Raw genomic sequence first — 15,293 nt, 5'->3', positions numbered from 1 at the left:
CTTAACAAAAAGTGATAAATCACTAAATTCGGTTGAATCGTGTTTTATCACTTTTTTGTCTAAAAATTTATTGCCTAGCAAGTTAAGGTTTCACGTGTAACAAAATACAAGTTATCTGTATTTTAGTATTTTCTGAGCTGTATTATACAAAAACACTTGACATTTAAATTATTATTTTAATTAATTTTTTGCTTGTCTAACCACTATATCTCGTATTAAACTAGATATGAATCTATATATTGTATTTAAGAAAGAACGTGATTCAAGTTATTGTTTTAAGTGGGCCAATTGGAGCCGGTAAATCCAGTTTAACTAGTATTTTAGCTGAGCATTTGGGTACACAAGCGTTTTATGAAGGAGTCGATAACAATCCTGTTTTACCTCTATATTACCAAGACATGAAACGCTATACTTTTTTACTTAATATTTATCTACTCAATCATCGTTTAGCACAAATTAATCAGGCAATTCAAGAAAAAAATAGTGTATCTGATCGTTCCATCTATGAAGATGCCCTTTTTTTCCGAATGAATGCCGAAAATAATGTAGCTGACCCAACCGAATTTAAGATTTACGATAGTTTACTTGAGAATATGTTGGAAGATACACCTGGTAACCCAAGTAAGAAACCGGACTTATTAATTTATATTCACGTTTCTCTTGACACGATGCTAAAACGCATTGAAAAACGTGGTAGATCATTTGAGCAATTAAGTACCGATCCCAGTTTAAAAGACTACTATGCTCGTCTAATTAATTATTATGAGCCATGGTATGAAAATTATGATGCTTCACCTAAAATGGCTATTGATGGTGATCAATATGACTTTATTATTGATGAGCATGCCAAAAAAGAAGTTTTACATCAAATTGATAATAAATTGCACGAAGTAGGCAATTTATAGTAAAGAAGGAACGTGATGACAGTTATTGTTTTAAGCGGGCCAATTGGAGCCGGTAAATCCAGTTTAACTAGTATTTTAGCCAATTATTTAGGAACCAAACCATTTTACGAAAGTGTTGACGATAACCCTGTATTGCCTCTTTTTTATGCGGATCCCAAAAAATATGCTTTCTTATTACAAGTATTTTTCTTAAATACTCGTTTTCGTAGCATTAAAGATGCATTAATGGATGACAACAATGTCCTTGATCGATCAATCTATGAAGATGCCCTCTTTTTTCAAATGAATGCTGATATTGGACGAGCAACCAAGGAAGAGGTTGACACATATTATGAACTTCTAAACAACATGATGACTGAACTTGAGCATATGCCTAAGCGTCAGCCTGATTTGCTTGTTCATATTGATGTATCATATAACACGATGCTCAAACGAATTCAAAAACGTGGTCGTCCTTATGAACAACTTAGTTATGATGCCACTTTAGAAGATTACTATAAGCAATTACTGCAATATTACAAGCCATGGTATGAAAAATATGACTATTCACCTAAAATGACAATTAACGGTGATCAATTAGATTTTATGACCAATAATCAAGATCGCCAAATTGTGCTTAACCAGATAGTCGCTAAATTAAAAGAAATCGGCAAACTACCTGAGACATGGCATAAATCAACTAATATTGAACTTATAGATCAGATTTAATTTAGCAGTACCCCGAAATCAAAATAATTTCGGGGTATTATTATGTCCAAATTCATCGTCTTTAGATACAAAATATTATAAATGATGCCTAAATTATTACTCTTCGTCCTAACTATTTCTTATTTAGCATTTTTTCTTTTAAAGTAGCTTATTAATAAATAATCATAGTCAACTTTTTTAAGGTGATATCAAAAAAACTAATTTAATATTTTATTTATGTTATGCTTGTAATTACTTATCCTAGATAGATTAGTGTGCAATTTGACTTAAAAGGAGAAAAGATAGCGATGGCTTACATTATCTCAATTATTCCTGCTTTACTCGCAGGAGTAAAAATAACTTTACTGCTATTTTTGGGGACAATCATTATGGCAATTCCACTAGGAATAATTACCAGTCTAGGCTTACTATCAGCCATTAAGCCCCTAAAATTAATTTTGAAATTTTATATTTGGATTATGCGTGGTACCCCACTGTTATTGCAATTAATCTTTATTTTTTATGGCTTACCCATTATTGGTATAATTTTTCAACGCTATGACGCTGCGTTAGTTGCTTTAGTTATGAATTATACTGCTTATTTTGCTGAAATATTCCGTGGCGGTTTTCAGTCTATTCCCAAAGGACAATATGAAAGTGCTCACGTTTTGCAACTTAATTATTGGCAAACCTTGCGTTATATTATTATTCCACAAGTCAGTAAAATAGTTATTCCTGCAATTGGCAATGAAGTTATCAACTTAATTAAAGATACTTCTTTAGTCTACGTAATTGGTCTTGGAGAACTTTTACGTGCTGGCAATGTAGCCAGTGCCCGTGATGTGACTTTGATTCCCCTAGTTATGGTAGGCATAATTTACTTATTAATAACTGGAATGATTTCATTTCTTTTAAAGCGAATCGAACTTAATTATTCAAAATGGAAATAACTAATTGGGGTCACAACTATGCTTGAATTAAAAAATATCACCAAAAAATTTGGTTCAAAAATTATTTTAAATAACCTTAATCTAACTATTTTAGACCAACAAATTTTAGCAATTGTGGGTAGTTCTGGCGCTGGTAAAACGACTCTGCTACGTTGTCTAACCGGCTTAGAAAAAATTGATGCTGGTCATTTTTATTGGAATCAACGAGAATTTAATCCTATCGAGCAGAACAAAAATAAACAAATTATGGGAGTCGTTTTTCAAAATTATGAATTGTTTCCTAACCTAAATGTAATAGATAATATTACCTTAGCGCCTCGCTTAGTACTTAAAAATACTCCTCAAGAACTACAAACAGCAGTGCAAAAACTATTACTAGAACTTGACTTAACTGGTAAAGAACGGCTTTATCCTTATCAACTTTCAGGCGGACAAAAGCAAAGAGTTGCTATTGCCCGTGCATTAGCAATGAAACCACAAATTCTATGTTACGATGAGCCTACTTCTGCCCTAGATCCAGCTTTACGTAATAAAGTTGCCAAAATTATTTTGCAACTTAAAAATAATACTGGCATGACACAAATTGTCGTTACGCATGATATGGAATTTGCTAAACAGATAGCTGATCGCATCTTTACCGTTAATACTTTAGCTAACTGAGAGGATAAATTAAGTGAAATTTAAACGTATTATGACTGCAATAATGATATTATCTACGTCTTTATTTCTAGTAGCCTGCAGCAATATCTCAATTGGACAAAATGCTAATTCAATGGACAATTGGACAAGAATTAAGAAAAGAGGCTATGTAATTATTGGTGTTGATGACACATTTGTGCCAATGAGTTTTCGGCAAAAAAATGGTAAGTTAGTTGGTTATGACATTGACCTAGCAACTGCTGTTTTTAAATTATATGGTTTGAAGGTGAGCTTTCAAACTATTGACTGGTCAATGAATACAACAGAATTGCGAAACGGGACTATTGATTTGATCTGGAATGGCTTTAGCAAAACCCCTAGTAGAGCAAATAAAGTAGCATTTAGTCAAACATACCTAAATAGTACCCAAGTCTTAGTGTCATTAAAAACAAATAAACTTGTTCGCCCCGCTTCATTGAAAAACAAAGCATTAGGCGTACAAACTGGGTCGTCTGGTTATAATGACGTTATAAATTACCCTAATATATATAAAAAGCAAATTAAAAATCACTATCCAATACTCTACGATTCTTTTACCAACGCTTTTATTGATTTAAATTCACAAAGAATACAAGGTCTACTACTTGATAGCACTTATGCTAACTATTATATTTCACATCAAAAAGAACCAGACCGTTTTTTTGAAATTCAAAGTCCCTTTCCTAAAGAAGAATTTGCTGTTGGCTTGAGAAAAAGTGATATTATCTTACGTCAAAAAATCAACCATGCTTTAATCAAATTAGCTAAAGAACAAACCATTGCTCGAATTGATTATAAGTGGTTCAAAAATCGAATTCATTCTCCTCTTACCCAAAAATTTACTTAAGGTAACTAAAAAGGAGCTAATTCTTAATAAAATCATATTTGCAATTAAAATTATCCTAAAATAATTCGTGTTTGCAATTATTTTTATCAGTGATAAACTAAATAAGTTGTTAAGATTTATATAAAAACGAACATTTTATCAGGAGATGTCAAATGGATTTTATAAAAAGTTATTTTCAACTCGATAAATATAAAACTAGTATTAAAATCGAATTTCTAGCTGGACTAACTACTTTTATTAGTATGTCATATATTCTATTTGTTAATCCCAGCGTCCTAGGAGCTAGTGGTATGAATAAGGGGGCAGTTTTTACTGCTACTGCTTTAGCTAGTGCCTTAGGAACTGCATTAATGGGAATTATTGCCAATTATCCAATTGGTGAAGCCCCAGCCTTAGGAATTAATGCCTTCTTTGCCTACACTGTTTGTGTTGGTATGCATGTTTCTTGGGAAACTGCATTAGCAGCCGTTTTTGTAGCTTCAATTATTTTTATCTTGATTACTATGTTTAAATTACGGGAAAAAATTATTAATGCAATCCCAGCTGATTTAAAATTTGCTATTTCTGCAGGTATTGGTTTATTCATTGCTTTTTTAGGCATGCAAGATGGGGGCTTAATCGTTGGTAATAAATCAACTTTGGTTGCTTTAGGCTCTTTACATGATCCTGCCGTTTGGATTACTATTTTTGGCTTGCTAGTCACAATTGTTTTAATGATCTTAAATATTCCTGGAGCTATTTTTATTGGCATGATTCTGGCAGCCGTTTTTGGCGTATTCACGGGACAAATTGCTTTACCTCACCAAGTTATCTCTTTAGCTCCAAGTATCGCCCCCACTTTTGGTCAAGCTGTTTTTCATGTTAAAGACATCAATTCTTTACAAATGTGGGTAGTAGTTTTAACTTTCTTATTGGTTACATTTTTCGATACTGCAGGTACACTAATTGGGCTGGCTCAGCAAGCTGGCTTCATGAAAGATAATAAGATGCCACGGGTTGGTAAAGCTTTAGCTTCAGATTCTACTGCTATGATGGTGGGATCCGTCTTAGGAACTTCACCAGTTGGTGCATTTGTAGAATCAAGTGCTGGAATTGCTGTAGGTGGTCGTACAGGATTAACCGCAGTTTTTGTGGCAATTTTTTTCCTGATTTCAATGATTTTTAGCCCTTTACTTGGTTTATTTACAACTCATGTAACAGCGCCAGCCTTAATTATTGTAGGCGTGTTAATGGCACAAAATACCGCACATATCCATTGGGATAAAATGGAAATTGCTGTACCAGCCTTCTTAATTTTAGTTGGGATGCCCCTAACATACTCTATTTCCGATGGCCTTGCTTTAGGTTTGATAACTTACCCAATATGTATGTTAGCTGCTAAGCGTGGTAAAGAAGTATCCCCTATGATGTGGATTTTATTCCTTGTCTTTATCATCTTTTTGTGGGTTCTGAACTTCTAACTGACAAAAATTAATAATATATTCGTCCAAAACAAATCTTATTTGATTTGTTTTTTATTTCCAAGGAAATATTTTGCCTAAATATGCTACACTAGATTTATTAATTTTATTATTTATTTTTTTGGAGGAAAAAATGACGACACTAGAAAAAGTCTTTCATTTAACCGATGCTCATACCACTGTCAGACGTGAGTTAATTGCTGCATTAACCACCTTTGTCAGTCTCTCCTACATCCTTTTTGTTAACCCTAATATTTTACATGCAGCTGGCATTGATAAAGGCGCTGCCTTTACCGTCACTGCTCTATCAATTGCTATTGGCTGCTTTATTATGGGATTTGTAGCTAATTATCCAATTGCCCTTGCACCAACACTAGGTAGTGCAGCATTTTTTGCTTATAACGTCTGTGGCGGTATGAATATTAATTGGCAAACCGCGCTAGCTGCAGTTTTAGTTGCTTCAATTTTATTTATTTTAATTACTGTTTTAAAATTACGAGAAAAAGTTGTAGATGCAATTCCGCAAGATTTAAAATATGCAATATCAGCTGGAATTGGCTTATTTATTTCCTTTATTGGTTTACAAAATGGTAAATTGATTGTTAATAGCGATTCTAATTTAGTAACTTTAGGTAAATTTAATTCGCCTGCCGTTTGGATTACTTTATTTGGCCTAATACTAACTGTTATTTTGATGGCAATGAATATACCTGGTTCGATTTTTATTGGCATGGTTGTAACTGCCATTTTTGGCGTATTAATTGGCCAAATAGCCATGCCTAAAGGAGTTATTGCTGCTGCACCAACTATTGCACCAACCTTTGGTCAAGCTGTTTTCCACCTTAAGGATATTAATACACCGCAATTATTTATGGTCGTGCTAACCTTTTTATTAGTTACTTTTTTTGACACTGCTGGAACTTTAATTGGTATGACCGAACAAGCTGGCATGGTTGATCAAAGTGGCAAAATTCCGCGAATTGGAAAAGCTTTTTTATCTGATTCTTTAGCAATGATTGAAGGAGCAGTTCTAGGAACTGCTCCCCTTGGAACCTCTGTTGAATCAAGTGCTGGCATAGCTATGGGCGGACGTACAGGTTTAACAGCCATCTTGGTAGGTATTTTATTTTTAATTAGCATGATTTTTAGCCCCTTACTAGCTGTTATTCCGACTACAGTTACAGCACCTGCATTAATTATTGTGGGCGTATTAATGGCTGGTAATCTTAAAAAAATAAACTGGGATAAATTTGAAATTGCCTTTCCCGCTTTCCTAACTATTATTGGAATGCCATTTACTTACAGTATCTCAGATGGTTTAGCTTTAGGGATGATTGCCTATCCTATTACAATGATTGCAGCTAAACAAGCCAAAAAAGTTTCACCCATGATGTATGTCTTGTTTATAGTATTCATTATCTTTTTCTTGATAACCAACATGTAAAATCAATTTATTAAAGCCATGAAAACATGGCTTTTTTATGATATAATTATTAAAAAAGTAAGTTATGATAGTTAACAAACTAAGAGGAACTATAAATGAGTAAATTTTATAATAATTATAAAGTTGCATTGTCGTTTACAATTTTGGCCATATTTCCTAGTTTAAATTTGATTTTTAGTTCCAATTATCACAAAATGATGGTCGGTTTAGGCTTTATTTTTATAGTAGCAATAATTTCATTTAGTATAGATTATTGGTTTAATCAGCAAAATTTTAGAACTAATTACCATTGCAATAAAAAAGGTATTGCCGGCATAATTGATTATTTAATTAGTCTTATTTTGCTCGGAATTATTTATCTTTTTTTAACTTAACAGGCTTTAAGTTCAACTATACATATTTGTACTAATAAATTATTTTAATCAACTACAAAAAAGCAGCTAGCCTTTAGACTAACTGCTTTTTGTTACATGTGAAACAAATATTACTTTTCTTCAAACCATTGAGTATGGTACACGCCTGCTCGGTCATTACGATAGTATGTATGGGCGCCAAAATAATCACGTTGCCCTTGAATTAAATTAGCGGGTAAACTCGGATTAAAGATTGACTCTAAATAATTTAGTGCGGCACTTAAAGTTGGAGTTGGTATCCCGGCTCTAGTTGCCAATTCAATTACCTGACGTAAAGCGGGTAAATTCTGTTCCATTAGTTTATTAAAGTAAGCATCCTGGAACATATTATTCAGCTGCTTACCGTTAGCAAAGGCCTTTTCAATATCTTTCAACATTGAAGAGCGAATAATACAACCGGCTTCCCATGATTGTGCAATCGCTGGATAATGTAATTCCCAGTGATAAGCATCAGCTGCCATTTTTAATTGTTGAAAACCTTGAGCATATGCTACTGCTTGACTTAATTGCAAGGCTTTTTCAAGATTATCAATTAAATTGATTGGAACTTCACCGTTCCATTGGACTTCCTTACCTTCACGCGTAGTCGCCTTAGACATAAAACGGGCTAAAACGGCTTCAGCAACTACACTAATTGGTGCACCAAGATGCACACCATCTTCAAGCATCCAATTCCCTGTACCTTTATATGAGGCAACATTCAAAATATGATCAATTACATAATCAGGAGTTAAGTCATCTTTTTGCTTTAAAACTTCAGCAGTGATTTCGCTAAGGTATGCTTGAACCAGGCCTTGATTCCAATCAGCGAAAATTTGCGACATTTCAGCATTAGATTTCCCTGCAACCTTACGCAAAACATCGTAAACTTCAGAAAATTCTTGCATGATACCATATTCGATACCATTATGAACCATCTTGACATAGTGGCCACTACCTTCAGGGCCGATAAAACTTACGCAAGGATGGCCATCAGAGTTCTTAGCAGCAATTGCTTCCAAAATTGGTGCAACTTCCTTATACGCTTCTTCATCTCCTCCTGGCATCAAAGCAGGCCCTTTTAGAGCACCTTCTTCACCACCAGAAACTCCCATACCAATAAAATGAATGCCGTGTTCTTGTAATTCATGAAACCGCCGATTGGTATCATGAAAATTGGAATTACCCCCGTCTAATAAAATATCTCCCTTATCTAATAGTGGTAAAAGCTTAGCTAATGTTTCATCAACTGGCTTTCCTGCGGCAATTTGAATCAAAATTTTACGCGGCTTTTCTAGTGAACTTACAAACTCTTCCCAAGAATAAGTAGGCTTTAATTTTTCATCTTTATAATTTGCCAGCGCATCGACTTCTTTTTTGTCAATACTAAAACCAGAAACGGAAAAGCCATTATTTCTAACATTTAAAGCCAAGTTTTTACCCATAACCGATAAACCAATAATTCCGAATTGTTGCATCTTTAATCCTCCCGAAGTTAAAATCATTATCTATTATTATACTTGTAAGATGACAAAAAAGCGAAACTTTCAAAAGTCCCGCTTTTTTATTAACATTAGTTATCTTAATGTGCTGAAGCACCTGAAGTTGTATCTGTTTCTTCTTCTGGTTCAGGCTCTGCTTCAGCTTCTGAAGCACCTGAAGCAGTATCAGTAACTAAACCATATTTTTCAGCAAAATAGCTAAATGGTTTCAAACCTTGAGCTTGATACTTCTCAACGAATTCTGGATCATCAAGTGTATTTAACTCAGTTGAGTAAGGCATATCATGAGTGAACTTGACGTCAATTAACATTGGTCCATCCATTTGCTTAAATTCCTTAACTGCGTCTTCGAATTCCTTCTTAGTCCGAACAGTTACACCCTTAACGTTCATACCTTCAGCAACCTTTGCCCAATCATTGTCTGGCATAATAACACCTGATAATGGTTGGTGAGATTGATCAACTTGTTCAGCTTCAATGAAACCTAAAGTTTCGTTAGTGAAGACAACATTAATGATGTGCATGTTGTAACGCGCTTCTGTCAATAATTCTTGACTCATCATAGCGAAGCCGCCGTCACCACCTAAGTTCCAAACTTCACGTTCTGGATGAACAGTTGCAGCAGCAATAGCAGCTGGAGAACCAAAGCCCATAGTTGCATACAAACCTGAAGTTGCCCAAGTTTGTTCTCCATGCAAATTAATTAAACGTTGGAAATCAATATTGATGTTACCAACATCAATTGCATATTGTGCATTGTCATCAGCATATTTGTTAATAACATCAAAGATTGGTTCACGGCGAACTGGCATTTCATCTGAATCAACAAAACTTTGTTGCCATTCATCCCAGTTTTGACGATCAGCAAGACCAGCCTTATAAATTGGTGATTCTTCACGGGCCTCACCGGCATCAATCATTGCTTGCAAAGTCTTAGCACCATCAGCTAAAATTGGAACATCAACCGCATGACGCTTACCTAATTTTTCTGAGTCAACATCGATTTGAATAACCTTAGCTTTAGGATCAAAGAAGAATACAGAGAATGGCGAGTTGTTACCAACCCAAATTACCAAATCAGCATGCATTTGAATGTCGTCACTAGCCTTAGGAGCAACACGACCAATTGAACCCAAGTATGCTGGAAATTCATCTTCAACAATTCCCTTAGCAATAACTGAAGAAAGAAGTGGTGTCTTAAATTTTTCAGCAAAGGCCTTCAAAACATCACCGTGACCTTTAAGACCCATACCATAGTAAACAACTGGGTTCTTAGCTTCAGCTAAAAGTTTAACTGCTGCATCAACATCTGTTTTCTTAGGAGCAGCATAGTTAGGAATAGCTGAAATTGAATTGTAGGTTACACGGAAGTTATCGTTAATCTTGTCCCAACCAAAATCTTTTGGAAGAATTAAAACAGCTGGACCCTTCTTAGCATATGCTTGACGAAGAGCTTCATCCATCATACCTGGAATTTGTTCTGCAGTCTTAATTTGGTGATTCCAAACTGCTACGGAATCAAACCAAGGCTTCTCATCAAAAGCCTGGAAGAAATCGATATCTTGACGACTAGTAGGCACATTAGCAATGATTGCTACCATAGGTACCTTATCGTATTTAGCATCATATAAACCGTTCATTAAGTGAACAGCACCAGGTCCTGCTGAACCAAAACATACACCAGCTTGACCAGTGAATTTATACTCAGCTGCAACCGCTAAAGCACCTGCTTCTTCATGCCGGACTTCAATAAACTTTAATTTATCTTTGAAGTCGTGGATTGCATTCATTGTTGAGTCAAATGAACCACCTGGGAAACCATAAATATGATCAATATGCCAGTCCAATAATACTTGGAGCATAGCATTTGCGCCATTAATTTTTGCCATTTTAAGTGCATCTCCTTAAATACATGTTTACTTACATATTGTATTAAAACATATAATTTCACAATTTCAAGTACGGAAGTTATATGATTAGGTCAAGGTGTAAGCGCTACTCTAAAATATTATTTTCACAAAGTTAGATAGTTATTTTATAGCATTCAGATTAGAGCAATAATTTTATTTGTGATTATTTGATCATTCACTTGAATTAAACGCATTCATTGCCAAATATTTTCAAAAAAAATATTTTTAGCTTTTTTAAAGTTTTTACTAAATTTATTTATTAATTTTAGCATAGCGTCCATTTTGAACATATACACTCAAAATTGCAATATCTGCTGGGTTCACTCCGGAAATTCTTTCTGCCTGGGCAATTGTTTCTGGGCGAATTTTTTCAAATTTTTGTCTGGCTTCAGTCGCCAATCCCCCAATTGCTTGATAGTCAATACCCGCTGGAATTTTTTTAGCTTCTTGACGATGCAGACGGTCAATCTGTTGCTGCTCCTTCTTGATATAACCAGCATATTTGATATTAATTTCTAGCTGTTCTCTTACATAACGTTCATTGGAGATGCTTACACCACTTAAACGCTCAATATCTTCAATTTTAACACGCGGCCGTCTGAGAAAAACATCAGCTTTAATACCAGCTTTTAGTGGGGGTTCACTAATACTTTCCATAAATTCACGTACAGGTTCATCTGGATGAATAGTTATAGCTTTTAATCGTTGCATTGCCTCTTTAATGTGTTCTTTTTTAGTCAAAAATTGACTATAACGCTCATTAGAAATCAAACCTAATTGATGACCATATTCTGTCAAACGCAAATCAGCATTATCATGGCGTAAAATCAAGCGATATTCAGCTCTTGACGTCAGCAAGCGATACGGTTCTTCCGTTCCCTTAGTAACCAAATCATCAATTAAAACGCCGATATAAGCTTCATCACGCCCTACAGTAAAATCACCTTTTCCGGCTGCCCGCAAAGCTGCATTAATTCCTGCAATTAATCCTTGACCTGCTGCTTCTTCATAACCAGATGTTCCATTCATTTGACCAGCGGTATACAAATTCTTTATTTTTTTCGTTTCTAAAGTATGTTTAAGCTGCCAGGGATCAATTACATCATATTCGATTGCATAACCTGGACGCATCATTTCAGCATGTTCAAGACCTGCAACCGAATGCAACATTTTTAATTGAATTTCTTCGGGCATTGAAGTTGAAAAATCACCCACATAGACTTCCTCGGTCTTTTCACCCTCAGGTTCTAAGAAAATTTGATGACGTTCACGATCAGCAAAACGGACTACCTTAGTTTCAATTGAAGGACAATAACGTGGTCCTACCCCTTTAATTTGCCCAGAAAACATCGGCGATCTAGTCAGATTTTCGTTAATAATTTGATGGGTAGTTTGATTAGTGTAAGTCATCCAACAGGAAACTTGTTCTTTAAGGTAGTCTTCATCCCGACTCTCAAACGAAAAATGACGCGGAACTTGATCACCAGGTTCTTCTTCAGTCTTAGAGTAATCGATTGTATTACTATTTACCCTTGGCGGAGTACCTGTTTTAAAACGACGTAATTTAAAACCTAATTTTTCCAAATTTTCTGATAACTTAATGGCTGGAATTGTATTGTTCGGACCAGATGAATAATTTAATTCACCAATATAAATTCGACCACGGGCTGAAGTACCAGTAGTTAAAACTACACTCTTAGCATGATATTTTGCTCCAGTATTAGTAACCAAGCCGCAACAAACACCATCTTCAACAATTAATTCATCGACAGTTGCTTGCCGCAAGGTTAAATTTTTTGTTGCTTCAATTACATTCTTCATATGCTCATGATATTGCCATTTATCAGCTTGGGCACGTAAAGCTTGTACAGCAGGACCCTTACCTGTATTTAACATTCTCATTTGAATATATGAAGCATCAATACTCTTGCCCATTTGACCACCTAGAGCATCAATTTCACGTACAACAGTTCCTTTAGCCGGACCGCCAACTGAAGGATTACACGGCATAAAAGCTACCATATCAAGACTAATTGTCAATAATAGCGTCTTTTGTCCCATCTTAGCACTAGCTAAAGCAGCTTCACATCCAGCATGGCCTGCTCCAACTACGATTACGTCGTAATCATTTGTGTCATATGTTTTTATCATTTTGATGCACCTATTTTCCTAAACAAAATTGATTGAACAATTCATTAACTAGCTCATCCGGACTACTGTCACCTGTGATTTCACCCAAAGTATCCCAAGCCCCATTAAAATCTATTTGGGCAATATCAACTGGAATTTCATTTTCTAAGCTCTCAACTACTTCTTGCAACTGCTTTTTAGCTTTTTCAAGTAAGCTCACTTGCCGTTGATTAGTTACCATTACTTGGTCATTTGAATTTTTAATTCCTTTAAAAAATAATTTTTTTATTTCTTCTTCTAATAATTCAATATTTTTTTCTTGCAAAACTGAAATAGCAACTACTTCACTACCTGTTATTTTTTTAACTTCTGCAGATGTTATTTTTTGTTCTAAATCTGTTTTATTTAAAATTACAATTCGCTTCTTCTTGTTTGTAGCTTCAATTAAAGCATAATCTTCTGCTGACAAGCTTTTACTTGCATCAAATAGCAATAAGACTAAATCGGCCTTGGCTAATGCCTGCTTAGATCGTTCAACACCGATTTTTTCTACTTTATTATCGGTATCACGAATTCCAGCAGTATCGATTAGCTTTAACGGGACCCCCTTGACTGACACATATTCTTCTAGTGTATCTCTTGTAGTACCAGCAACATCAGTTACAATTGCAGTATCACTTTTAGTTAAATAATTCAGTAATGACGATTTACCAACATTAGGCTGACCAATAATTGCAGTAGCCAATCCGTTGCGCAAAACTGTTCCCTCCGTAGCGGTTGCCAAAAGATGGTCAATCTTACTAACTACCGACTTTGATACACTTATCATTTGTTCAGCTGTAATGGTATCTGCATCATATTCGGGGTAATCGATATTAACTTCGACATTAGCTAAAGTATCCAAAATTTGTTGCCGCAAAGCACGGATTTTTTCAAGTAACCCACCTTCAAGCTGACTTTCAGCTACCTGTCTTGCCCGATCAGTTTTAGCTCTAACAATGTCCATGACACTTTCAGCTTGGGTTAAATCAATTCTGCCGTTAACAAAAGCCCGTTTAGTAAATTCACCAGCTTCAGCCATACGAGCACCTTGCTTTAATAGTAACTGTAAAATTCGATTAGTAACAATAATACCGCCGTGACAGTTAATTTCCACAATATCCTCACGCGTAAACGTTTTAGGTGCAAGCATTACCGATACCATAACTTCATCAATTGTTTGCTTTAGAGCTGGATCAATAATATGACCATAATGAATAGTATGGGTAGGAACTTTTAGTAAATTAGCTCCTTTAAAAACCGTATTAGCAATTTTAACTGCATCTTCGCCTGACATTCGTACAATTGAAATTCCGCCTTCACCAATTGGAGTTGAAATTGCTGCTATTGTATCAAACTCAGTTAAAGTTTTTACCATGATTTTCTCCTTTTTCAATCAAAAAAGCGCATTATAATCATGAATAACCATGATATATAAAGCACTTTGACTACTTTATCTAAAAATCACTTTAGACTGATATTTACTTTTTACGTTTTAATCGTTTGTAAGTTTTTCTTAACTGACGTTGACGTTCACGTTCTGCTTGCCTTTTAGCCTCTTGTTCTTGGCGATACTTAATCGGATTTTGCAAAATGAAGGTCTGAACTACTTGGAATAAATTAGAAATTACCCAATATAAAACAATTGCCGATTGGAAGTAAATTCCCATTACTCCAACCATGATTGCCATCCCATAAGTCATTATCTTGGTTGAAAAATTCTGTGATTCCTTCGGTGTTGATAACTGACTAATATAAGTTGACAAGAACGTCAGAACCATTGATAGAACTGGCATAATGAAAAATGGATCAGGTTTGGCTAAGTCCATCCACAAAAAATGACCTGTCAACAGCTGTGGAGTTTGAGCAATTGCGCCGTATAAGGCAAGCATAACTGGCATTTGAATCAGAAGTGGTAAACATCCCGCATATGGATTAATACCAGCTTCTTTATAAAGCTTATTAGTTTCTTGCGAAAGTAATGTACGCGACTCCGTGTCATTACCTGGATATTTTTTACGCAAAGCTTCAATTTCAGGCTGAATACTCTGCATCTTAGTCGTGCTCTTAATTGAAAGTGCACTAAGGGGATACAAAATTACGCGGACAATTACCGTAAAGACAATAATTGCCCAGCCGTAATCATTACCCATTATCTTGGCAAGCCAAAGCAAAAATGTCGACATGTAATAAATTACCCAGCGATTCCACCAATTACCACTAGTATGTGAAACAGGTGCAGGCTTAGCATTTGATGCAGCACAACCAGTCAAAACAACAGCAATTGTAATTACAGCCAACAAGGCCAACAACCGCTTGACATTCTTTTTGGTTAAAATGTCTTTCACT

Annotated in this window: 13 protein-coding genes; 8 read left to right on the top strand and 5 right to left on the bottom strand. The window is 35.1% G+C overall.

Going from position 1 to position 15,293, the window contains the following annotated elements; translation table 11 throughout:
• Window positions 1–257: 257 nt before the first annotated feature.
• From BM203_RS05280 to BM203_RS05245, 8 genes are all read left to right on the top strand, one after another.
• Window positions 258–905 (top strand): deoxynucleoside kinase, encoded by a 648-nt coding sequence (locus tag BM203_RS05280; protein WP_090093334.1) that lies wholly within the window; start codon window positions 258–260, stop codon window positions 903–905.
• 15 nt (window positions 906–920) lie between these two features.
• Entirely contained in the window at window positions 921–1,613 is a 693-nt protein-coding gene (locus BM203_RS05275) for a deoxynucleoside kinase (protein WP_090093332.1), read from the top strand.
• 287 nt (window positions 1,614–1,900) lie between these two features.
• The gene (locus BM203_RS05270; RefSeq protein ID WP_090093331.1) at window positions 1,901–2,542 is read left to right on the top strand and encodes an amino acid ABC transporter permease; all 642 of its coding nucleotides are present in this window, start codon (window positions 1,901–1,903) and stop codon (window positions 2,540–2,542) included.
• Between the two features lie 18 nt (window positions 2,543–2,560).
• Window positions 2,561–3,202: an amino acid ABC transporter ATP-binding protein gene (locus BM203_RS05265; protein ID WP_090093330.1), complete on the top strand. Its 642-nt coding sequence runs from the start codon at window positions 2,561–2,563 to the stop codon at window positions 3,200–3,202.
• Between the two features lie 31 nt (window positions 3,203–3,233).
• Window positions 3,234–4,067: an amino acid ABC transporter substrate-binding protein gene (locus BM203_RS05260; protein WP_370448353.1), complete on the top strand. Its 834-nt coding sequence runs from the start codon at window positions 3,234–3,236 to the stop codon at window positions 4,065–4,067.
• 152 nt (window positions 4,068–4,219) lie between these two features.
• Complete coding sequence (locus tag BM203_RS05255) at window positions 4,220–5,527, top strand: NCS2 family permease (protein WP_090093327.1); 1,308 nt, start codon at window positions 4,220–4,222, stop codon at window positions 5,525–5,527.
• 133 nt (window positions 5,528–5,660) lie between these two features.
• Window positions 5,661–6,971 (top strand): NCS2 family permease, encoded by a 1,311-nt coding sequence (locus BM203_RS05250; RefSeq protein ID WP_090093325.1) that lies wholly within the window; start codon window positions 5,661–5,663, stop codon window positions 6,969–6,971.
• Window positions 6,972–7,066: 95 nt separating this feature from the next.
• The gene (locus BM203_RS05245) at window positions 7,067–7,345 is read left to right on the top strand and encodes a hypothetical protein (RefSeq protein WP_090093323.1); all 279 of its coding nucleotides are present in this window, start codon (window positions 7,067–7,069) and stop codon (window positions 7,343–7,345) included.
• A 110-nt stretch (window positions 7,346–7,455) separates the two neighbouring features.
• Here BM203_RS05245 and gndA read toward each other — a convergent pair whose 3' ends face one another.
• The 5 genes from gndA to BM203_RS05220 all read right to left on the bottom strand — a co-directional run bounded on the left by gndA (window position 7,456) and on the right by BM203_RS05220 (window position 15,292).
• Window positions 7,456–8,841 (bottom strand): NADP-dependent phosphogluconate dehydrogenase, encoded by a 1,386-nt coding sequence (gndA, locus tag BM203_RS05240; RefSeq protein WP_090093321.1) that lies wholly within the window; start codon window positions 8,839–8,841, stop codon window positions 7,456–7,458.
• A gap of 104 nt (window positions 8,842–8,945) precedes the next feature.
• Window positions 8,946–10,754 carry a pyruvate oxidase gene (gene spxB, locus BM203_RS05235; protein WP_090093319.1) on the bottom strand — a complete coding sequence of 603 codons (1,809 nt, stop codon included), beginning with the start codon at window positions 10,752–10,754 and terminating at the stop codon, window positions 8,946–8,948.
• Window positions 10,755–11,027: 273 nt separating this feature from the next.
• On the bottom strand, window positions 11,028–12,926 hold the full coding sequence (gene mnmG / locus BM203_RS05230; RefSeq protein WP_090093318.1) for a tRNA uridine-5-carboxymethylaminomethyl(34) synthesis enzyme MnmG: 1,899 nt from the start codon (window positions 12,924–12,926) through the stop codon (window positions 11,028–11,030).
• A gap of 10 nt (window positions 12,927–12,936) precedes the next feature.
• Window positions 12,937–14,322 (bottom strand): tRNA uridine-5-carboxymethylaminomethyl(34) synthesis GTPase MnmE, encoded by a 1,386-nt coding sequence (gene mnmE, locus BM203_RS05225; RefSeq protein WP_090093316.1) that lies wholly within the window; start codon window positions 14,320–14,322, stop codon window positions 12,937–12,939.
• A 103-nt stretch (window positions 14,323–14,425) separates the two neighbouring features.
• On the bottom strand, window positions 14,426–15,292 hold the full coding sequence (locus BM203_RS05220; protein ID WP_090093314.1) for a YidC/Oxa1 family membrane protein insertase: 867 nt from the start codon (window positions 15,290–15,292) through the stop codon (window positions 14,426–14,428).
• Between the last annotated feature and the right edge of the window lies 1 nt (window position 15,293).

This window comes from Lactobacillus bombicola (assembly GCF_900112665.1).
GTDB lineage: Bacteria > Bacillota > Bacilli > Lactobacillales > Lactobacillaceae > Lactobacillus > Lactobacillus bombicola.
Note: the sequence above shows the minus strand (reverse complement) of the source record. Positions and strands in the feature narration are given on the sequence as shown.

Bases quoted from the DNA above. Each gene is read 5' to 3' on its own strand.
- BM203_RS05275 (WP_090093332.1), top strand. From the start codon at position 921: ATGACAGTTATTGTTTTAAGCGGGCCAATTGGAGCCGGTAAATCCAGT.
- BM203_RS05270 (WP_090093331.1), top strand. From the start codon at position 1,901: ATGGCTTACATTATCTCAATTATTCCTGCTTTACTCGCAGGAGTAAAA.
- BM203_RS05265 (WP_090093330.1), top strand. From the start codon at position 2,561: ATGCTTGAATTAAAAAATATCACCAAAAAATTTGGTTCAAAAATTATT.
- BM203_RS05260 (WP_370448353.1), top strand. From the start codon at position 3,234: ATGACTGCAATAATGATATTATCTACGTCTTTATTTCTAGTAGCCTGC.
- BM203_RS05255 (WP_090093327.1), top strand. From the start codon at position 4,220: ATGGATTTTATAAAAAGTTATTTTCAACTCGATAAATATAAAACTAGT.
- BM203_RS05250 (WP_090093325.1), top strand. From the start codon at position 5,661: ATGACGACACTAGAAAAAGTCTTTCATTTAACCGATGCTCATACCACT.
- BM203_RS05245 (WP_090093323.1), top strand. From the start codon at position 7,067: ATGAGTAAATTTTATAATAATTATAAAGTTGCATTGTCGTTTACAATT.
- gndA (WP_090093321.1), bottom strand. From the start codon at position 8,841: ATGCAACAATTCGGAATTATTGGTTTATCGGTTATGGGTAAAAACTTG.
- spxB (WP_090093319.1), bottom strand. From the start codon at position 10,754: ATGGCAAAAATTAATGGCGCAAATGCTATGCTCCAAGTATTATTGGAC.
- mnmG (WP_090093318.1), bottom strand. From the start codon at position 12,926: ATGATAAAAACATATGACACAAATGATTACGACGTAATCGTAGTTGGA.
- mnmE (WP_090093316.1), bottom strand. From the start codon at position 14,322: ATGGTAAAAACTTTAACTGAGTTTGATACAATAGCAGCAATTTCAACT.